This window comes from Streptomyces sp. NBC_01485 (assembly GCF_036227125.1).
Taxonomy (GTDB): Bacteria; Actinomycetota; Actinomycetes; order Streptomycetales; family Streptomycetaceae; genus Streptomyces.
This window is the reverse complement of sequence record NZ_CP109435.1, coordinates 2112095-2131233: the sequence shown is the minus strand read 5'-3', so window position 1 is coordinate 2131233 and position 19139 is coordinate 2112095. Positions and strand designations below refer to the sequence as shown.

General features: G+C 69.1%; 19 protein-coding genes and 1 pseudogene. 9 read left to right on the top strand and 11 right to left on the bottom strand.

Annotated features, from left to right (window positions below):
- The first annotated feature begins 88 nt into the window (after positions 1-88).
- Entirely contained in the window at positions 89-1150 is a 1062-nt protein-coding gene (locus OG352_RS09860) for an aminotransferase class V-fold PLP-dependent enzyme (RefSeq protein WP_329216066.1), read from the top strand.
- Between the two features lie 22 nt (positions 1151-1172).
- Here OG352_RS09860 and thpD read toward each other — a convergent pair whose 3' ends face one another.
- From thpD to OG352_RS09835, 5 genes are all read right to left on the bottom strand, one after another.
- Positions 1173-2060: an ectoine hydroxylase gene (thpD, locus tag OG352_RS09855; RefSeq protein WP_329216064.1), complete on the bottom strand. Its 888-nt coding sequence runs from the start codon at positions 2058-2060 to the stop codon at positions 1173-1175.
- A gap of 5 nt (positions 2061-2065) precedes the next feature.
- Positions 2066-2470 carry an ectoine synthase gene (locus OG352_RS09850; protein WP_329216063.1) on the bottom strand — a complete coding sequence of 135 codons (405 nt, stop codon included), beginning with the start codon at positions 2468-2470 and terminating at the stop codon, positions 2066-2068.
- Positions 2471-2521: 51 nt separating this feature from the next.
- Complete coding sequence (gene ectB / locus OG352_RS09845) at positions 2522-3793, bottom strand: diaminobutyrate--2-oxoglutarate transaminase (RefSeq protein ID WP_329216061.1); 1272 nt, start codon at positions 3791-3793, stop codon at positions 2522-2524.
- A gap of 12 nt (positions 3794-3805) precedes the next feature.
- Entirely contained in the window at positions 3806-4339 is a 534-nt protein-coding gene (gene ectA, locus OG352_RS09840) for a diaminobutyrate acetyltransferase (RefSeq protein WP_329216059.1), read from the bottom strand.
- A 257-nt stretch (positions 4340-4596) separates the two neighbouring features.
- Complete coding sequence (locus OG352_RS09835; RefSeq protein ID WP_329216057.1) at positions 4597-5124, bottom strand: DinB family protein; 528 nt, start codon at positions 5122-5124, stop codon at positions 4597-4599.
- A 406-nt stretch (positions 5125-5530) separates the two neighbouring features.
- On the opposite strand from OG352_RS09835, the gene OG352_RS09830 reads away from it, so the two are divergent.
- Positions 5531-6097, top strand: coding sequence for a dihydrofolate reductase family protein (locus tag OG352_RS09830; RefSeq protein ID WP_329216055.1), 567 nt, complete (start codon positions 5531-5533; stop codon positions 6095-6097).
- A 981-nt stretch (positions 6098-7078) separates the two neighbouring features.
- Here the strand turns inward: OG352_RS09830 and OG352_RS09825 are convergent.
- Entirely contained in the window at positions 7079-8026 is a 948-nt protein-coding gene (locus tag OG352_RS09825) for a helix-turn-helix transcriptional regulator (RefSeq protein WP_329216053.1), read from the bottom strand.
- 193 nt (positions 8027-8219) lie between these two features.
- Here OG352_RS09825 and OG352_RS09820 point away from each other — a divergent pair, with 193 nt between their 5' ends.
- Positions 8220-9164, top strand: coding sequence for an alpha/beta fold hydrolase (locus OG352_RS09820; RefSeq protein ID WP_329216051.1), 945 nt, complete (start codon positions 8220-8222; stop codon positions 9162-9164).
- A 594-nt stretch (positions 9165-9758) separates the two neighbouring features.
- Here the strand turns inward: OG352_RS09820 and OG352_RS09815 are convergent.
- The 3 genes and pseudogenes from OG352_RS09815 to OG352_RS09805 form a co-directional block, all read right to left on the bottom strand.
- Positions 9759-10268 (bottom strand): annotated as a pseudogene (locus OG352_RS09815) (transposase); the annotation flags it as partial.
- A 72-nt stretch (positions 10269-10340) separates the two neighbouring features.
- A complete protein-coding gene (locus tag OG352_RS09810; RefSeq protein ID WP_329216049.1) occupies positions 10341-10766 on the bottom strand; it encodes a DUF4267 domain-containing protein in 426 nt (141 codons plus the stop codon).
- 326 nt (positions 10767-11092) lie between these two features.
- Positions 11093-11539, bottom strand: coding sequence for a DUF1772 domain-containing protein (locus tag OG352_RS09805; protein WP_329216047.1), 447 nt, complete (start codon positions 11537-11539; stop codon positions 11093-11095).
- A gap of 90 nt (positions 11540-11629) precedes the next feature.
- On the opposite strand from OG352_RS09805, the gene OG352_RS09800 reads away from it, so the two are divergent.
- Positions 11630-12208, top strand: coding sequence for a TetR/AcrR family transcriptional regulator (locus tag OG352_RS09800; protein ID WP_329216046.1), 579 nt, complete (start codon positions 11630-11632; stop codon positions 12206-12208).
- Positions 12209-12385: 177 nt separating this feature from the next.
- On the opposite strand, the gene OG352_RS09795 is transcribed toward OG352_RS09800, so the two are convergent.
- Together OG352_RS09795 and OG352_RS09790 are read right to left on the bottom strand one after the other, a co-directional pair.
- Positions 12386-12826: a GNAT family N-acetyltransferase gene (locus OG352_RS09795; RefSeq protein WP_329216045.1), complete on the bottom strand. Its 441-nt coding sequence runs from the start codon at positions 12824-12826 to the stop codon at positions 12386-12388.
- A 112-nt stretch (positions 12827-12938) separates the two neighbouring features.
- The gene (locus OG352_RS09790; RefSeq protein WP_329216043.1) at positions 12939-14039 is read right to left on the bottom strand and encodes a pyridoxal-phosphate-dependent aminotransferase family protein; all 1101 of its coding nucleotides are present in this window, start codon (positions 14037-14039) and stop codon (positions 12939-12941) included.
- A gap of 91 nt (positions 14040-14130) precedes the next feature.
- Between OG352_RS09790 and OG352_RS09785 the strand changes: the two genes are divergently transcribed.
- The 5 genes from OG352_RS09785 to OG352_RS09765 all read left to right on the top strand — a co-directional run bounded on the left by OG352_RS09785 (position 14131) and on the right by OG352_RS09765 (position 19061).
- Positions 14131-15015 (top strand): transporter substrate-binding domain-containing protein, encoded by an 885-nt coding sequence (locus tag OG352_RS09785; protein ID WP_329216041.1) that lies wholly within the window; start codon positions 14131-14133, stop codon positions 15013-15015.
- Between the two features lie 4 nt (positions 15016-15019).
- The gene (locus tag OG352_RS09780; RefSeq protein ID WP_329216039.1) at positions 15020-15853 is read left to right on the top strand and encodes an amino acid ABC transporter permease; all 834 of its coding nucleotides are present in this window, start codon (positions 15020-15022) and stop codon (positions 15851-15853) included.
- Complete coding sequence (locus OG352_RS09775) at positions 15850-16656, top strand: amino acid ABC transporter ATP-binding protein (RefSeq protein ID WP_329216037.1); 807 nt, start codon at positions 15850-15852, stop codon at positions 16654-16656. The genes OG352_RS09780 and OG352_RS09775 overlap by 4 nt, the downstream gene beginning before the upstream one ends.
- A 126-nt stretch (positions 16657-16782) precedes the next feature.
- Entirely contained in the window at positions 16783-17874 is a 1092-nt protein-coding gene (locus OG352_RS09770) for an amidohydrolase family protein (protein ID WP_329216036.1), read from the top strand.
- A 185-nt stretch (positions 17875-18059) separates the two neighbouring features.
- The gene (locus OG352_RS09765) at positions 18060-19061 is read left to right on the top strand and encodes an SCO1860 family LAETG-anchored protein (protein WP_329216035.1); all 1002 of its coding nucleotides are present in this window, start codon (positions 18060-18062) and stop codon (positions 19059-19061) included.
- Positions 19062-19139: the final 78 nt, after the last annotated feature.

The window sequence follows — 19139 nt, the reverse complement described above, 5'->3', positions numbered from 1 at the left end:
GTCGGGGCCGATCCATAAGCGTGGCTTGGTGGAACCACGTAGAAAGCCGCAATGGACTATGAGTTCTGGCGGCCGCAGAGTGGAACCCATGGAGACTACGGAGACTTTCGAGAGCCTCGTCCGTGCCGAGTTCGCCCCGAAGACCACCTATCTCAACACCGCGAGCAACGGCCTCCTCCCCGCCCGCACCGTCGCCGCCCTGCATGAGGCGGCGCTGCTGCGGGCCGAGGGCAGGCCGTTGACTCCGCTGCACGAGGACGTGGAGGCGTGCCGGGCCGCGTACGCACGGCTGGCCGGCGTCCCGGTGGGCCGGGTGGCGCTGGGCGCGTCGGTCGCCGCGCACACCGGCCTGATCGCCGCCTCGCTTCCCGCGGGCGCCGAAGTCCTCACCGCCGAGGGCGACTTCACCTCCGTGCTGAACCCGTTCCACGTCCGCGGCGACCTCAAGGTGCGCGAGGTCCCGCTGGAGCGGATCGCCGACTCCGTCCGCCCCGGCACGGCGCTGGTCGCGGTCAGCGCCGCCCAGTCCGCCGACGGCCGGATCGCCGACCTGCCCGCCCTGCGCGAGGCGGCCCGCACGCACGGGGCGCGCACCTACGTCGACTTCTCGCAGTCCGCCGGCTGGCTGCCGACGGACGCCGACGCCCACGACTTCTCCGCCGCCGTCTCCTACAAGTGGCTGCTCGGACCGAACGGCGCGGCCTTCCTCGTCGTCCCGGAGGACTTCGGCGGACTGTCACCGATCCTCGCGGGGTGGGTCGCGGGCGAGGAGCCCGAGGCGAGCTGTTACGGCCCGGTCGCCGAACTCGCCCACTCGGCACGGCGGTTCGACCTGTCGCCCGTCCTGTTCACCCACGCCGGACTGCGCCGCTCCCTCGAACTGATCGAGGAACTCGGCGTGTCGGCGATCCGCGCCCACAACCTCGCCCTCGCCGACCGCTTCCGCGCGGGCCTCACGACCCTCGGCCACGAACCCGTTCCCGCACCCGGGTCGGCGATCGTCGCCGTGCCCGGACTGGCCCACCGTCAGCCCGAGTTGGCCGCCGCCGGCATCCAGGTCTCCGAACGCGCGGGCAACCTGCGCGCGTCCTTCCACCTGTTCAACACACCAGCCGACGTCGACCACCTGCTGGACGCGCTGTCGGGCTGAACTCCCACACCGGGTGGGGAATTCACCGCACCGGGGTGAAGTCCCTCGCCCCGATGAACTCCGGCCGCCGGATCGGAGCCGCGAACGGCTCCACGGCCGTGTTCTCCACGCTGTTGAACACGACGAAGACATTGCTGCGCGGGAACGGCGTGATGTTGTCGCCGGACCCGTGCATGCAGTTGCAGTCGAACCAGGTCGCCGAACCGGCCTTCCCGGTGAACAACTTGATGCCGTGGTCGCCCGCCATCGAGGTCAGCGCCTCGTCGGACGGCGTGCCCGCGTCCTGCATCTGCAACGACTTCTTGTAGTTGTCCTCGGGGGTGGCCCCGGCGCAGCCGAGGAACGTCCGGTGCGAGCCCGGCATGATCATGAGCCCGCCGTTGGTGTCGAAGTTCTCGGTCAGCGCGATCGAGACGGACACCGTCCGCATGTTCGGCAGACCGTCCTCGGCGTGCCAGGTCTCGAAGTCCGAGTGCCAGTAGAAGCCCCCGGCCCCGAAGCCCGGCTTGACGTTGATCCGAGACTGGTGGACGTACACGTCCGAGCCGAGGATCTGCCGCGCCCGCCCGACGACCCGCTCGTCGCGCACCAGGGCGGCGAACACGGGACTGAGCTTGTGCACCTCGAAGACGGACCGGATCTCCTTGGACCGTGGCTCGACGATCGACCGCTCGTCCGCCCGGATCTCCGGGTCGGCGACGAGCCGCTCCAGCTCCCGCCGGCAGACGGTGGCCTCGTCGTCGCTGATCAACTGGTCGACGCCGAGGAAGCCGTCGCGCTCGTACGTCTGGAGGCCGGCCGTCGGGATCGGGCCGGCGGCGTCGGGGGAGCCCCAGACGACGGGGTCCTGGCGGGGGACGGACACCTCGGTGGTGCCACGGGTGGGATACAGATCGGTGAGCGTGGTCACGGCGCTCACACCTCCTCGGGCTCGGTCAGCAGGGGGTAGACGCCGTTGTCGTCATGGTCCTCCCGTCCGGTCACGGGCGGGTTGAACACGCAGAGACAGCGGAAGTCCTCCTTGACGCGCAACGTGTGCCGCTCGTGCCCGTCGAGGAGGTACATGGTCCCGGGCGTGACGCGGTGCGCGCGCCCGGTCTCGTGGTCGGTCAGCTCGGCCTCGCCCTCGACGCAGACGACGGCCTCGACGTGGTTCGCGTACCACATCGACGTCTCGGTACCCGCGTACAGAATCGTCTCGTGCAGCGAGAACCCGACCCGTTCCCGGGCGAGCACGATGCGCTTGCTCTCCCAGGTGCCGGACGCCGCCCGCACATGCCGGTCAGTGCCTTCGATGTCCTTGAACGAACGGACGATCACGGGGTGCGATGCCTCCTCGACAGGGGTGGTCAGGTGTCGGATCGATGGTGGTCAGACGGTTTCCCGTACGGCGCGGGCGACGACGCTGAGGCCCTCGTCCAGCTCCTCCGGGGTGATGGTCAGGGCCGGCAGCAGCTTGACGACCTCGCTCTCCGGGCCGGACGTCTCGATCAGCAGCCCGAGCTCGAAGGCGCGCCGCGCGACCCGCTCGGCCCGCGCCTTCTCGTGGAACTCCAGACCCCACACGAGTCCGCGGCCCCGGTACTCCTTGACGTCGGCGAGGTTCTCCTCGGTGATCGAGATGAGCGCCTGCTCGATCTGCTCGCCGCGCGCCCGGGTCTGCTTCTCCATGGCGGACCCGTCGGCCCAGTACGTCTCGAGGGCGGCGGTGGCGGTGACGAACGCCGGATTGTTGCCGCGGAAGGTGCCGTTGTGCTCGCCCGGCTCCCACACGTCGAGCTCGGGCCGGAGCAGGCAGAGCGACATGGGCAGTCCGTAGCCGCTGATGGACTTGGACACGGTGACGATGTCCGGGACGATCCCGGCCTCCTCGAAGGAGAAGAAGGCCCCGGTGCGCCCGCATCCCATCTGGATGTCGTCGACGATCAGCAGCATGTCCTGCCGTTCGCACAGCTCCTTCAGCGCCCGCAGCCACTCCGGACGCGCGACGTTGATGCCGCCCTCGCCCTGCACGGTCTCGACGATCACGGCCGCGGGTTTGTTGAGCCCGGACCCCTGGTCCTCGAGCAGCCGCTCGAACCACAGGAAGTCGGGGATCCGTCCGTCGAAGTAGTTGTCGAACGGCATGGGCGTGCCGTGCACCAGCGGGATCCCGGCGCCGGCCCGCTTGAAGGCGTTGCCCGTGACGGCCAGCGATCCGAGCGACATCCCGTGGAAGGCGTTGGTGAACGACACGATGGCCTCGCGCCCCTTCACCTTCCGCGCCAGCTTCAGCGCGGACTCCACGGCGTTGGTGCCGGTCGGGCCCGGGAACATCACCTTGTAGGGCAGGTCACGCGGGCGCAGCACCAGATCCTGGAAGGTCTGCAGGAAGGACCGCTTGGCGACGGTGGACATGTCGAGCCCGTGCGTGACGCCGTCCCGCATCAGATAGTCGATCAACGCCCGTTTCAGTACGGGGTTGTTGTGGCCGTAGTTGAGAGACCCGGCACCGGCGAAGAAGTCCAGGTACCGATGACCGTCCTCGTCGTACATGCGGCTGCCCTGCGCCCGGTCGAAGACGACGGGCCAGCCACGGCAGTAGCTGCGCACCTCGGACTCGAGGGTCTCGAACACGCTGAGGTCGGGCTGGGTGATGCTCACGGGAATCGCTCCTTACTGCGAAGGTGTGGTCAACGGGCCCATGCGGTACAGCACTTCGGGGTCGTGCGGGCCGTCGGGGAACAGCCCGGCCCCGAACAGCACCTCGCGGCTGACGGCAGCCCCGTGCCGCTCGGCGTACGACGTGAAAAGCCGCTCGGAGGCGGTGTTGCCGGGCGTGATCGTGGTCTCGACGGTGGTGATCGGGCTGAGCGGGCGTTCGGCGGTGAGCCGCGCGGTCAGCCCGTCGAGCAGCGCGGCGGCGAGTCCGCGACCGCGGTACGCGGCGTCTACGGCCACCTGCCAGACCAGCAGGGTGTGCGGGTCCTCCGGCCGTACATACCCGGTGACGAACCCGACCGGCTCGCCGCCGGCCTCGCCCTCCGCCCGCACCACGGCCGAGGTGCCGGCGAAGTCGCGACACCACAGCAGATAGCTGTAGGAGGAGTTCAGATCGAGCGTTCCGGATTCCTTGGCGATACGCCAGAGTACGGTCCCGTCTTCCACCGACGGGCGGTCGATACGTAGGTCTGCTTGTGCGGCAGTCATGCGGATTGAACTTACCCAGGGAAATTCAATAACGCATGGAGAGGCCGTGGTGATTCCGTGATGCCACAGGGACAGGAGCCCTATTTGCACATCTTTGCACCCCATGAAAGGTACATACCGCACCACTTGTGCAATGCGTCACGGACTCGTAACCGGCCGGAAATTCCCTGCGTTTAGCCGCAGGGAATCCGGGCAGGAGAACAGGGAAGGCTCTCCTGGAGAGAATTCCCGGAATCGCCGCGAATTCAGAACTGGAATCAGAATCCGGTCGCCCCGTCGATGCGCTCCCGGAGGATGTCCGCGTGACCGTTGTGCCGGGCGTACTCCTCGATCATGTGGATGAGCACCCAGCGCAGACTGACCTCGAGGCCGGCCATCGGCCCGTCGACGATCCGCCCGGTGTCCTCCAGTGACCGCCCGGCGATCAACTCCCGCCCCCGCGCGATCTCCCGCCGCCACACGGCCAGCGCCTCGTCGAGCCCCCGCCCGGCGTCGAGCACGTACCCGGTCTCCTCCTCGAACACCGGCGGCACGTCCAGCCCGGCGAACGCCCGCTGGAACCAGTTCCGTTCGACTTCGGCGAGATGCTGTACCAGCCCGAGCAACGTCAACGCGGACGGCTCGGCGGCGACTTGCCGCACCTGCTCGTCATCCAGCCCCGCACACTTCAACACAAGCGTCCCCCGATGAAACTCCAACCAGCTCTCCAGCATGGGGAGTTCATCACCGGTCATGAGGGGGACGGGTCGGCCGTCGGGGAGGGGCTGGGGTGTGTTGGTGGTCATGGGGGGAGGATGGCACGGGGGACTGACATCGATCACCGGCCGTTTCGGGGAAGCTGAGCCTCACGAACCGTGCCCAGATCTACGCGGACGTCGGTGTCGTATGACTTCGTCTCCTGGTAGCCGCTATCAGGGGCCCATGTAGGGTCTCGCCGCTCGTGACATGTCGATCTTGCGTGACCTGGGCGTTCTTGGCTGCCTCACGGCCTTGTCACCCGTGATCAGTCTCAAATCCGTGGCATTTCCTCGCGAGGGCGAGGTCGAGATCAGGCGGCTTGCCCGAGTCGGCCGAGTACACCACGCTGAGCCCCGAGCACGAGGACTGCCGGCGAGCCCAGATCGCGCACCGATGAGTTTCCCGCGCCGCGCTGGTCTATACGCCGGACACCCACGGACGGAAGGCTGCGCCATGCGGAAACTGATCTACGGCATGAACCTGACCCTGGACGGCTACATCGCCGCGGCCGGCGACGACATCGGCTGGAGCGGACCGCCGAGCGACGAGCTGTTCCAGTGGTGGCTCGACCACGAGCAGGCGAGTGGCCTGTCGCTGTACGGGCGCAAGCTGTGGGAGACGATGAGCTCCTACTGGCCAACCGGCGACCAGCAGCCGGGCGCCACCCCGGCGGAGATCGAGTTCGCGCGGAACTGGCGGGACACGCCGAAGGTGGTGTTCTCCTCGACGATCGACAAGGTCGACTGGAACACCCGCCTGGTCACCGGCGACGCGATCGCCGAGATCACCCGGCTCAAGGCCGAGGACGGCGGCCCAATGAACATCGGCGGCGCAACGCTCGCCGGGTCGGCCATGCGCGCCGGGCTGATCGACGAGTACGCGATCGCCGCCCATCCGGTCCTGGTGGGCAGCGGCACGCCGTTCTTCACCGCGCTGGACAGCTGGGTGAACCTGAACCTGGTGGAGACGCGGACGCTTCCCGGCGGCGTGGTCCTGACCAGGTACGAGACGAGGCGCTGAGCAGCAGCACCCACGCGCGAGTCTCACGGTGATGTCGTATACGACATCGGTACGACACGGCCCGTGAGACTACGACATCAGCCGCGAGACCCTACATGGGTGTAGGTTCTCACTTTCGGTGTCATGCGCCGACGCTGTGACCTGCGGGTTCCTCGTCAGTCTCACAACGTTTCGGCCGACGGCTGTCTCAGATCGGTGTCATTTCCTCAGCCTGTCCAGCAGGCTGCACTGCCGCCCAGGGGTGTCACGAACCTGCTTCGGCACCCATCCGTTCCATCCACTCGCGCACGGTTACTGCTCGCTCGATGCGGCTGACGACGCAACGAAGCTCGTTGCGGAGGTGACCTTCCCAAGTCGCCCGCGCCCAACGGAGCTTCGATGTGCCGTCAGTCTGCCACCGTCTGTCCGGGCACGTCGCCCACCCGTCAGCACCGCGCGACGGGTGCGCTGGCCGAGCGGCTGGCCACGCCGGCCGACCCGCGGTGCCGGCGCGGGAAGCTCACCCCTTCGTGGCAGTGCTGCTGATCGCCTGCTCCGCTGTGGTGAGCCGGGCGAGGAGTTACGTGGCGATCGCTGAGCGGGCCGCCGACGCCCCGCAGGACGTTCTGGCCCGGCTCGGTGCCCGTACCGCAACCGCCCTGGCCGTGTGCATCCCGCCCAGCGGCGCGACGATCCGGCGGGTCATCAAGAACACCTGCCCCGGGGGCCTGGCCGACCTCCTCGGACACGACCCAGCCGGTGCCGACACCCTCGCGGTCGACGGCAAGAGCGCCCGCGGCTCGCGCCTCGGAACCACCCCGGCCGCCCATCTGCCGGCCGCGCTGACCGGCACCGGGATGACCAGTCGGCAGGCGTCCCCGGAACGCATCGCGACGATCTCGAGGGCGCGCTGGGTGATCGAAAACAGGCTCCACTTCGTCCGGGACACCGCTTTCCGCGAGGACGCCTCCAAGATCCGCACTTCGACACTATGGGACGGTCTCAGCCGTATCGCTCGACGAGCGCGTTGCCGATCGAGGCCAGGTGGTCTCGCACACCCGGAGGGCCAGTCACCTCGAGCCATTCGACCAGCCCGGCAAGCTCGCCGGCGAGCATGTACTCGTTGTGGCCGCGGATCACGACCTCGATGCGGCCGTCGGTCGTGGAACCTCCCACCTCGAGCCGACCGCCGAGCGCCATCCGGAGCAGGCCTATCCCGTGGGGCGCGCATACCGCCTGGATTTCGAGGGGCGTTCGCTTGCGGTCGACCTCGTCGGCGATCTCGTGCCAGCTCTCGGCAAGGTCGAAGTCCTCGGGTCGGTGCACGGGATCGTCGGTCGGGTCGGCGGACGACACGCGGTCGATCCGGAAGGTCCGCCGGCCCGCCTCGGTGTTGGAGACGAGGTACCACGACGGGCCTTTGGCGACGATGCCCAGGGGGTGGACGGTTCTCTCGGTTTCGGTGCCTTTGCGGTCGATGTAGCCGAGCCGTACCTGGACGCCGCGGATCACCGCGTCCTGGAGTTCGTCGAGGAAGCGGGGCGGTCGGTGCTCGATCCGGCTCGACCCCCATCGTTGCGGGTCCGTGACCAGCGACGACGCTGCTGCCTCGGCCTGGACCCGGAAGGGTTCCGGCAGGGCATGGACGAGCTTGCGCAGTGCTGCTTTCACGGCCGGTGCCGCGGCCGAGGCCGGGCCGGCGACCAGGAACAGGGCGCGGGCCTCGCCGGCGGTCAGCCCGGACAGGTCGGTGCGGGCGCCGCCCACGAGGCGCCAGCCGCCGCTTCGGCCCTGCAGGGAGTACACGGGCACCCCGGCCATGGCCAGGGCGTCGAGGTCGCGGCGGGCGGTGCGCTCGGAGACCTCCAGCTCTCGGGCGACCTCTGCTGCTGTCACCTGCTCGCGCCGTTGCAGCAGGAGGAGGACGGCCACCAGCCGGTCGGTTCGCATGCCGACGACACTTCCACAAAAACCGGTCATGGGGTGACCGGTTTCGGTCGGCAGGATGGCGACATGGCCTCACCGGCGGGTCCCACTGCCCACGGCCGTATCGGCCCCGGCCCGTCGGGGGTGCGCCGACGCTGTCTTCGGGAACCTTCGTCGCCTGAGCCTGATCACCCCGAAAAGAAAGAGAGGAAATGCAATGTTCGATCCAGCCGATTTTCCCAAGCCCACCCTTATTTCGGTCAACGGTGTGGAGCTTGAAGTCTTTGAAGCAGGCCGGCAGAATGCCGGAAAGCCCATCGTGCTCTGTCATGGCTGGCCGGAGCACGCCTTTTCCTGGCGCCATCAGATGCCCGCCCTCGCCGCAGCGGGCTACCATGTCATCGTCCCGAACCAGCGGGGTTATGGGAACTCATCCCGTCCGACCGAAGTAACGGACTACGACATTGAACACCTGTCGGGTGATCTCGTCGCACTTCTCGATCACTACGGATACGAAGATGCCACCTTTGTCGGTCATGACTGGGGTGCAATGGTCGTCTGGGGACTGACCCTGCTGCATCCGAACCGTGTAAACAAAGTGATCAACTTGAGCTTGCCTTACCAGGAGCGCGGAGAAAAGCCCTGGATCGAGTTCATGGAAGATGTGCTTGGCGGCGACTTCTATTTCGTCCACTTCAATCGGCAGCCAGGCGTCGCGGACGCCGTGTTCGAAGAGAACACCTTCCAGTTCCTTCGCAACATGTACCGGAAGAACGAGCCCCCCAGGGAGCCTCAGCCGGGTATGGCGCTGATCGATCTCGCCAGAGCGAAAACGCCACTCGGTGATCCCGTCATGAGCGACAGCGAACTGGCCGTTTTCGTCTCCGCCTTCGAATCGACAGGGTTCACGGGCAGTGTGAATTGGTACAGGAACCTTGACCGCAACTGGCGCTTGCTGGCGGACGTGGACCCGATCATCCAGCAGCCCACACTCATGATCTACGGCGACCGGGATGTGGTCCAGAGGTCTGAAAAGCTGGCAGAGTTCGTGCCCCATGTGGAAGTGGTCAATCTGGATTGCGGTCATTGGATCCAGCAAGAGAAGCCGGAAGAAACGAACCAGGCGATGACGAAATGGCTGGAACAGCAGGATGCCATTTAGTGGCTCGTGATCCGGTTCGTGTCGCCTGAAGCTCTTCGAGCCGTCGGGCGGTGTGTGAATCTCTCTTCGGCCGAGGCCCGAGCAGCCGCCACCGTCCGATCAGCCACGGCCACCGGCCGTACGGCAAGCCGGGGGCAGACTCACGGGGGAACAGCGGCACAGCGAGGCAGCGGCCGGGCCTCGCTCCCCCGGTGCCCCGCCGGAGCATCTGACAGCGGTACGGAAAACCCGAACGGGCCGGAGGGAAAACCCTCCGGCCCGTTCGGCGCATGTACAAGCTGAAAACGTGGCTACGACGGCTCCGGAATCGAATCGACCGGCGGGACCGGTAACACCACATGCGATCGCTGCCACTCGGCGAGGGAGGCAGCTGCGATCGAGGTCCGCTCAGGCCCTTCGAGTTCGACCTGCCGGATCACCCACCAGACCTGGATCCTGAGCCACCTCTGATCGGCCCGACTGAGTATGTGGCCGTTGCTTGCGGCGTGCGCAGGGCTCGGGCGGCGAAGCTCCCATCGTTGTTACCGGATGCGGGCTTCCCCCGGCCACGTCGAGAGACGGTGGCGAACCGTTGTCGACCACGAAGGGAACTGCCAAGAGGGCGGTCTCCAGGCGCAGCTTTCGCCGGCGGCGAACCCGGCGTCGTTCCTCCCGCTCGGGGCCGCTTCGGCGTCGCGTCCGCTTTGTTCTTCGGGCTGCCCCCTTCGGCCGGGCCTTCTCCTCTTCGGCGGCGGCCTTCTCCAGGGCGGTGAGGACCTTCTGGCCCAGGTGCATCCCGGCGGCATCGTGGTGGGCGCGTGCGGTGGTGGAGTCGATGCCGACCAGGGACAGGTCCACCTCGCCCCGCTTCGCCGCCTCCGCGATCAGGTCCTCCAGCAGGGCATCGAACACGCCGGCGTCACGCCACTGGCGGAAGCGGTTGGAGACGGTTGACCAGGCACCGAACTCGCTCGGCATCTCCCGCCACTGCCCGCCGGTCCGGAACCGCCAGATCACGCCCTCGAACTGCTGCCGCAGGGTCTTGGGGTACGGGCCGTACTCGCCGATCGGCAGGTGCGGCTCGATGAACTCCCACTCTTCGTCCGTCAGTTGCGCACGCGTCACGCACGACGGTCTACCGGGCCAGGGCCTGGAACGGGGCGAGACCCACGGATTGATCACGGCCCGATCCGCGCCTTATGCGCGCTGCGGGGCGGGTGTTACCGGAGCGGCCGCGGCCTTGCGGGTCTCGCGCATTATCAGCAGGCCGTTGACCACCATCAGTGTCGCGGTCAGGCCGTGGACGCCGAGCGCGGTGGCCACGGAGCCGTGGTGGGCCAGCACCGTGGTCATGTCGCCGTACGCGGCGAGGGCCTCCACCAGCAGCACCCAGCCCAGCGCCCGGCGGTGGCCCGTCACCAGCAGGATGCCCAGGACCAGGGCCAAGACGACGTCGCGGATTCCCTTGATGATCAGGAAGCCGTCGCCGTCGCCGGACGGCCAGCTCGGCAGGCCGAAGCCCGGCGCCGTCGTCTCCGGGCTCAGGATGAACTCCATCCCGAACCAGAGGATGAAGAAGATGAAGGCGGCGGCCAGTACGGTATTGATCTTCTTCAGCGACACTGTTCTTCTCCTTGCGAGACTTCGTCAACTCGGTGAGTGCTCGTGGAGCTTGCTGAGTCGTATGGGGCCTGATCAGGCCGCGCGGACGCGGCTGATCGAGGGGCGTAGCTTGCCGGGATCGCAGTTGTGGGATCTGCGCGGCAGCTGCATTTCCGGATGTCGGGATTTCGGTGGTCAGCCGCCCCTGAGGAGTGGGGATTGTGCGGCCACCGGCGCGGCGTCGGCCCGCGGGGTCAGAAATCCGAAGCCCTCTCGGGCTCACCCCGACGGGGCAAAAGCCGTCGATATACAGGGACGAACCAGCGCATGTCGGGGCAGCGATGGTTTCAGACGAGGGCGGAGGTGAGCAGGGCGAAGGCGGCGATGATGATGGCGACGCGGACGTAGTGGTAGCGGTCCCAGCGGTGCAGCTGCTCCTTCCAGTCGGCGGGCCGGTTCTCGGGGGTCCAGGTCTTGTTTCGGTTGTTGATCGGGACGAGCAGCAGCATCGACATGACCACGCTGACGATCAGCAGTCCGGCGGCGGTGGCGACCAGTCCGGCGCCGTGGTGGTGCCACCCGGCGACGGCCCAGATCGCGCTGAGGACGAGCGAGCCGATGTACCAGAACGGCATCAGGGCGCCGAGCATCCGGCCGCCGTGGGCGTGGCCGAGCTGGCCGCTGTCCTCGGGAAGGGCGTCCAGGATCCGGTTCATGATGAAGGCGACCGAGAACTCCACCCCCACCATCAGGCCGACGACGACGGTGGTGACGACCTCGAGTGCGTTGAGCATGACGATCCCTCCGCGAACTAGCATTGCTAGATGATGAGGCAACGCTAGTACTGCCGCCGCTCGATTGTCTAGCGATGCTAGGATCTATTCATGTCGGTACAGGAACGCAAGCAGCGCGAACGGGCGGAGCGCGAGCGCCTCATCGTGGCGACAGCCCGCGAACTCGCCGAGCAGCAGGGCTGGGACGCAGTCACCACCCGCCGGCTCGCCGAGCGCATCGAATACAGTCAGCCCGTCCTCTACAGCCACTTCCGAGGCAAGCGCGAGATCGTCGGCGCCGTCGCCCTTCAGGGGGCCGCCGAACTGGCCACGGCGGTGCGGGCCGCGACCTCCGCCGCGGACCGCCCCCGCGCCCGGGCCGCCGCCCTGGCCCGCGCCTACCTCGACTTCGCCGCACGCAACCCGGCGGTCTACGACGCCTTGTTCCAGCTCGACGGCGGCCTGGCGTACGCGCAGGAGGACACCCCCGAGCCTCTGAAGGACGCCTTCGCCGCCCTGCTGGAGACTCTCGGCGAGGTCGCCGGCGACGGCGTCCACCCGGGGCTGTTCACCGAGGTGTTCTGGGCGGCCCTGCACGGCCTTGCGACCCTGACCCGCGCGGGCCGTCTGCTGCCCGAGGACGCCGAGCCGAGGGTGGAACTGCTGGTGGACCGGCTCGCCATGGTCTGACACACCGCCTCGGCGGGCACGCAGCCGGGGCCCTCGGGCCCCGCCGCTGCCTGCCTGCGGCAACGCTTCCGGTCATTCGCGTCCACACGGCGCAGCCGCAGATCGCCGGGCCCCGCACCCAGACGGGGCACCAGCCCCGGAGGCTGCGAGCTCATTGATCACGACCCGATACGCGCCCTAGTGGGGCAGTTCGATCTGGTAGCGGAGGAAACCGCGGTTCTCCGCCACCTTGTCGTAGAGGTGGCGGGCCGTGCTGTTGGACTCGTGGGTGTTCCAGTACACGCGGCAGCAGCCTTGGGTCTGGGCCCAGGTGGACACGGCGGCGATCAGTGCGCGGGCCGCGCCCTTGCCGCGTGCGTCCGGTGCGGTGAAGAGGTCTTGGAGGTAACAGACGTCCGGCCCCGACGTGTTGGGGTGGACGAAGAAGTGCGTGATGCCGACGAGCCTGCCGTCCAGCCTCGCCCCGAGGGCGTGCAGACGTGTGTCCGCCTGGAATTCGTGCCAGGCCCTGTCGTACATCTCGGGCGGCTCGACGCGCTGGTAGAAGTCGATGTACGCGCCGAACAGGGCCTCCCAGTCAGCCCTGTCGGACGGAACGAGCTTGCCGATACTGATCATGCGGTACTCCTAAGCGAGTGGTAGGTGGTGGTCGGGTGCGGCGGCCCGCCCGACAGGACCCGCCCGGCAGGCCCCGCCCCGCCCGTTGGCCCCTTGGGTCCGACCCTGCGTCCTACCCCCAGGCCCGCTCCACCGCCCGCACCGCCCCCGCCACATCCACGGCCAGCCCCTTCTCCTCCAGCGCCAGCCCCAGAGCCGTCAGGCTTCCGCGCACCACACCCTGCACCGCGTCAACCCCGTAGTGGTTGACCCGGATCATCTCCTTGGCCAGTGCGCCCCCGCCCGCGGCCAGCGGCAGTGCCGGGTCGTTTTCCAGGGCCCGGGTCACCAGCTCCGACGCCGCCACACCTGACGGGGCCCTCAGGGTCGTGGCGACCGGTGCCGCGTCCGCCGCGTCGTGGACGTACGGCTCCAGGCCGCCGCCCAGGGCCACCGCGCCCGCGCGCGTCGCCGCCGCGGCGGAGGCGTGGCGGGCCATCACCGTGGCCAGGCCCTCCGCCTCGATCCGCTCGACGCAGGCCTCCAGCGCCAGCATCTCCAGTTGGGCCGGTGCGTGCAGGAGGGTCTTGCGGCCGCCGTCGAGCCAGCGCTCCTTCCAGTCGAGGAGGGAGAGGTACGAGCGGCGGGGCGCGTGCGGGTTCGCGGACATTCGCGTCCATGCCCGCTCGCTCACCGACACCGCCGACACGCCCGCCGGGCCGCCCATCGCCTTCTGCGCGCCGATCACGCACAGGTCCACGCCCCATGCGTCCGGCAGCACCGGCTCCGCGCCGATCGAGGCGACCGCGTCGAGGTAGAACAGCGCGCCGTGCTCCCGCACCACCTCGCCGATCTCCGCGACCGGGTTGGTGTTGCCGGTCGCCGCCTCCGCGTGCACCAGCGAGACGAAGTCGATCTCCGGGTGCTCGGCGAACGCCTCCCGGATCTGCGCCGCCGTCACCGCCGTGTGGAAGGGCACCGCCAGGTCGATCACGGTCGCGCCGCAGTCCCGCAGCCAGTCGCCGAAGGTCTGCCCGTACGGACCGGTGATCACGTTCAGCGCCACCGTGCCCGGACCGGCGGTCCCCCTGATCGCGCCCTCCAGCGGCAGCAGCGCCTCGCCCTGAGTGATCACGACGTCCTGCCGGGTGTCCAGCAGCCGGGCCACCCGGTCCTCGATCGAGGCGAAGTGCGCTGCGCTCAACGGGGCGAGATCCAGGAACGGGTGCGTCACGGGGGTGCTCTCTCTTCACTCACGGGGTAGACGTGACGAGAGTAACCGGCATGTGCTCCGCCCCCTCAGTTCCCTTACAGGAAGGTTCGCCTTGAACACCGTCCCCGGGCGCCGGATCCGCGTTCTGGCCGCCACCACCGCGACGGCCGGGCTGATACTCGTGGCCGCCTGTACCTCCAGTGACGACGGCGGCAGCGGCTCCAAGGCAGCCGCCGGCGGGGTCGAGCTCGTCAAGGCGGGCCAGCTCACCACCTGCACCCACCTGCCCTACCCGCCCTTCCAGTCGGAGATCGACGGCAAGGTGCAGGGCTTCGACGTGTCCCTGATCGACCTCGTCGCCAAGAACCTCGGCGTGCGGCAGGAGATCGTCGACACGCCCTTCGAGAACTTCAAGACCGGCGCCTTCCTCAACTCCGGCCAGTGCGACGTGGCCGCCGCCGGCATGACCATCACCGACGAGCGCAAGAAGAACGTCGACTTCTCCGACCCCTACTTCGACGCCACCCAGGCCGTCCTGGTCGACAAGGGCGCGGGCGTCACCTCGCTCGCCGACGTGAAGTCCAAGGGCCTCAAGCTCGGCGCCCAGGCACAGACCACCGGCGAGGACTACGCCACGAAGCAGGGTTTGGACCCGGTCTCCTTCGAGTCCTCCGACGCCGTCCTCAACGGCCTGCGCACCGGCCAGGTCAAGGCCGTCATCATCGACTACCCGGTCGTCCAGGGCTGGTTGAAGGACAAGGCCAACGCCGGCGCCTTCAAGGTCGTCGACAATCTCAACACCGGTGAGCAGTACGGCTTCACGGTGAAGAAGGGCAACGCCAAGCTGCTCGCCGCCGTCAACAAGGCGCTGGCGGACGCGAAGTCCGACGGCACCTACAAGACGCTGTACGAGCAGTGGATCGGCCCGTACGACGAGTCCGTGGCCGCCTCCCCGTCGGGCTCCGTCCCGGCCTCCGCCTCCGCCTCGGGCTCCTGACCCCATGGCCGATACGGACGTACAACTCCAGCCCCGGCGAAAGGGCCTGACCCGGCGTCAGAAGCGCAGTCTGACGCGTGGGGCGCAGTACGCGGTGTTCGTCGCGGCGGTGATCGTCTTCGCGGTCACGGCCGACTGGGGGCGGCTGAAGAACCAGTTCGCCCAGTGGGACATCGCGAAGGAGATGTTCCCCGACGTCATCACGCTGGCGCTGAAGAACACCGTGCTGTACACGCTGTCCGGCTTCGTGCTCGGGCTGGTGCTCGGTCTGGTCATCGCGCTGATGCGGCTGTCCTCGGTCGGCCCGTACCGCTGGCTGGCCGGTGTCTACATCGAGATCTTCCGTGGTCTGCCGGCCCTGCTGATCTTCGTCTTCATCGGCGTGGCCGTACCGCTCGCCTTCCCCGGCACGGAGATCATCGGCGGGACCTACGGCAAGGCCGCCCTCGCGCTCGGCCTGGTGGGGGCCGCGTACATGGCGGAGACCTTCCGCGCGGGCATCCAGGCGGTGCCCAAGGGGCAGATGGAGGCGGCGCGTTCGCTGGGCTTCTCGCCCGCGCGGGCGATGATCTCCATCGTCATCCCGCAGGCGTTCCGCATCATCCTGCCGCCGCTCACCAACGAACTCGTGATCCTCTTCAAGGACTCCTCCCTGGTCCTGCTCCTGGGCGTGACCCTGGCGGAACGCGAACTGTCCAAGTTCGGCCGTGACTTGGCCAGCGAGAAGGCCAACTCCACGCCGATCCTGGTCGCCGGCCTCTGCTATCTGCTGGTGACCGTCCCGCTCGGCTTCGTCGTGCGCCGTATGGAGGCCAAGGCCCAGGAGGCCGTGAAATGAGCCGACCCGAGATCGAAGTCCGCGACCTGCACAAGTCGTTCGGCGACAACGAGGTGCTGCGCGGCATCGACCTGGAGATCGGCCAGGGCGAGGTCGTCTGCGTGATCGGCCCGTCCGGCTCGGGCAAGTCGACGCTGCTGCGGTGCGTGAACCTGCTGGAGGAGCCGACCAAGGGCCAGGTCTTCGTCGGCGGCACCGAACTCACCGACCCCGACGTCGACATCGACGCCGTACGCCGTCGTATCGGCATGGTCTTCCAGCAGTTCAACCTCTTCCCGCACCTGTCGGTGACCGAGAACCTCACGCTGCCGCAGCGCCGGGTGCTGCGGCGCGGCAAGGCGGAGGCGGCGCGGGTGGCCGCCGAGAACCTGGAGCGGGTGGGCCTGTCGGAGAAGGCGAGCGCCTACCCCGCCTCCCTCTCCGGCGGCCAGCAGCAGCGCGTGGCGATCGCCCGCGCCCTCGCCATGGGCCCCGAGGTGATGCTGTTCGACGAGCCGACGTCGGCGCTCGACCCGGAGCTGGTGGGGGACGTCCTGGCCGTCATGCGCAGGCTCGCGCACGAGGGCATGACGATGATGGTGGTGACCCACGAGATGACCTTCGCGCGCGAGGTCGCCGACCGGGTCGTCTTCATGGACGGCGGCGTCATCGTCGAGGACGGCGCCCCGGCCGACGTCATCGGCGCCCCGCGCCACGAACGCACCCGCCACTTCCTCTCCCGCCTCCTCGACCCGGCGATGGCCGAGGTGGAGGAGGAGACCTCGCACCAGGTGTCGGACCAGGCGGCCGGCCCCGAGAAGTAGCTCACGAAGCGGCTCACCCCGGCTGGTGCTGATGGCGGAAGACCCCCGGAGGCGCTGCCTCCGGAGGCGGCCTGAGCCAGGAATCCCCCTCGTTTACGAGGGGGAGGATTCAATAAGGTGCGGTGCATGAGCGATCACGCGGTGCTGCACGTGAAGGGGCGGATCGTCGTCGGACCCGAGGACGTCCGCGACGAGCTGTGGGTCGTCGACGGCCGGATCTCCTACGACCGTCCCGGCGGCGCCCGCGACGTCCGGACCGTCGAGGGCTGGGCGCTGCCCGGTCTGGTCGACGCCCACTGCCATGTGGGCCTGGGCCCGCACGGGCCGGTCGAGCCGGACGTCGCCGAGAAGCAGGCGCTGGCCGACCGCGAGGCGGGCACCCTGCTGATCCGCGACGCCGGCTCGCCCTCGGACACCCGCTGGGTCGACGACCGCGACGACCTCCCGAAGATCGTCCGGGCGGGCCGGCACATCGCCCGCACCCGCCGCTACATCCGCGGCTACGCGCACGAGATCGAGCCCGAGGACCTGGTCGCGTACGTCGCCCGGGAGGCCCGGCGCGGCGACGGCTGGGTCAAGCTGGTCGGCGACTGGATCGACCGCGAGGTGGGCGACCTGACCCCGAGCTGGCCCCGGGACGCGGTCGAAGCGGCCATCGCGGAGGCCCACCGGCTGGGCGCGCGGGTCACCGCCCACTGCTTCGCCGAGAACTCGCTGCGCGACCTGGTGGAATCGGGCATCGACTGCGTCGAGCACGCGACGGGCCTCACGGACGACCTGATCCCGCTGTTCGTCGAGCGCGGCGTCGCGATCGTGCCGACGCTCGTCAACATCGCCACGTTCCCCGGCCTCGCGGCCGGCGGCGAGGGAAAATTCCCGCGCTGGTCGGCCCACCTCCGTCGGCTGCACGCCCGCCGCTACGACACCGTGCGCGCCGCCTACGACGCCGGCATCCCCGTCTTCGTCGGCACGGACGCCGGCGGCACGCTGCCGCACGGTCTGGTGGCCGCGGAGGTCGCCGAGCTGGTGACGGCGGGCATCCCGCCGCTGGAGGCGCTTTCGGCGACGACCTGGGGCGCACGCGCGTGGCTCGGGCGCCCCGGTCTGGACGAGGGCGCCCCGGCGGACCTCGTCGTCTACGACACGGATCCGCGCGCGGACGTACGGGTGCTGGCGGCCCCGCGCCGGGTGGTGCTGAACGGGACGGTGATGAGCTGAGGGCAGCGGCCGGTGGGCAGAGGGTCGTGTGGTGTGTGGGGTTGTGGAGAACGTACGTGCTGCGGGATTCGAAGATGTGCACGGAAAACTCACGTTGGAGTGAACTCGCGTCAGCGTGCTGACCGTTGACCACTTGTACGTAATTCTTACGGGGTCCCGAAGCGTCTCTTCTGGGGGTCCCACCCTTGAACGGCAACACCTTCCGCATGCCCGCACGCCGCGTCGCCACCGTCCTGGCGACCACGGCCCTGGCCGCAGGTCCCGCGGCCCTGGCCGGCGCGGGCCCCGCCGACGCGACCGACGGCCAGGGCCGCGCGAGCGCGTCCGTCCTGCGCACCGGCCTCGACGTGGCCCTGCTCAACAAGACCGTCGACGTCCCGCTCACCGTCTCCCTGAACGAGGTGCAGGCCCCGCAGAGTGCCGAAAAGACCGCGCTCACCGCGGAGTTGAAGGGTGTCGACGGCGGCAGGCCCTTCAGCGTCCTGCGTGCGGACGTCGCCGAGGCCAAGGCGACGGTCGACGACACGAAGGCCGAGGCCTCCACCCGCCTCGCCCACGCCAAGCTGCACGTCCCCGGCCTCCCGCTGCTCTCCGTCATCGAGATCGGCGCGGTCACCTCGAAGGCGACCTGCGAGACCGGCAAGGCCCCGGTCGCCGCCTCCGACGTGCTGGGCTCGGTGACGGTCCTCGGCAAGAAGGTGTCGGTGAGCACGGGCGGCACGACGGAGGTGAAGGCGCCGGGCGTGGGCGAAGTCCGCCTGGACCTCTCCCAGCGCGAGACGACGTCCCGCACGGCAGCCGCCACCGCCCTCGAACTCACCGTCTCCGTCAACCCGTTGAGCCTCAACGTCGCCGAGGTCACCGGCACCCTCACCCTCGCGAAGGCCACCTGCGAGACACCCGCCGCACGGAAACAGGGGGAGGAACAGGGGCAGGGTGAGGAGCCCCAACAGGGGGAGGAGTCGCAACAGGGGGAGGAGTCGCAACAGGGCGAAGAACAGGCCCAGTCCGCCGAGCCGAGTGCCGCCGCCCCGGCCGCCGACGTGAAGGCCCAGGGCGCACCCGCACAGGCGGACCTGGCCCGGACCGGCGGCAGTTCGACGACCCCGTACCTCGCGGGCGGCGCGGTGGCCCTGCTGGCGGCGGGCGGGGGAGCGGTGGCGATGGCCCGCCGGAACCGGGGCTGACCGGACGGGCGAGGGGCACGGACACGGACGTCCCGCCGGTTCCGTACCCCTCGCCACGTCGCGCCCTCATGCCCGGAC

Coding starts and splice junctions, on each gene's coding strand:
- OG352_RS09860 (WP_329216066.1), top strand. CDS start 89: ATGGAGACTACGGAGACTTTCGAGAGCCTCGTCCGTGCCGAGTTCGCC.
- ectA (WP_329216059.1), bottom strand. CDS start 4,339: ATGACTGCCGCACAAGCAGACCTACGTATCGACCGCCCGTCGGTGGAA.
- OG352_RS09835 (WP_329216057.1), bottom strand. CDS start 5,124: ATGACCACCAACACACCCCAGCCCCTCCCCGACGGCCGACCCGTCCCC.
- OG352_RS09830 (WP_329216055.1), top strand. CDS start 5,531: ATGCGGAAACTGATCTACGGCATGAACCTGACCCTGGACGGCTACATC.
- OG352_RS09825 (WP_329216053.1), bottom strand. CDS start 8,026: ATGCGAACCGACCGGCTGGTGGCCGTCCTCCTCCTGCTGCAACGGCGC.
- OG352_RS09820 (WP_329216051.1), top strand. CDS start 8,220: ATGTTCGATCCAGCCGATTTTCCCAAGCCCACCCTTATTTCGGTCAAC.
- OG352_RS09805 (WP_329216047.1), bottom strand. CDS start 11,539: ATGCTCAACGCACTCGAGGTCGTCACCACCGTCGTCGTCGGCCTGATG.
- OG352_RS09800 (WP_329216046.1), top strand. CDS start 11,630: ATGTCGGTACAGGAACGCAAGCAGCGCGAACGGGCGGAGCGCGAGCGC.
- OG352_RS09795 (WP_329216045.1), bottom strand. CDS start 12,826: ATGATCAGTATCGGCAAGCTCGTTCCGTCCGACAGGGCTGACTGGGAG.
- OG352_RS09780 (WP_329216039.1), top strand. CDS start 15,020: ATGGCCGATACGGACGTACAACTCCAGCCCCGGCGAAAGGGCCTGACC.
- OG352_RS09775 (WP_329216037.1), top strand. CDS start 15,850: ATGAGCCGACCCGAGATCGAAGTCCGCGACCTGCACAAGTCGTTCGGC.
- OG352_RS09770 (WP_329216036.1), top strand. CDS start 16,783: ATGAGCGATCACGCGGTGCTGCACGTGAAGGGGCGGATCGTCGTCGGA.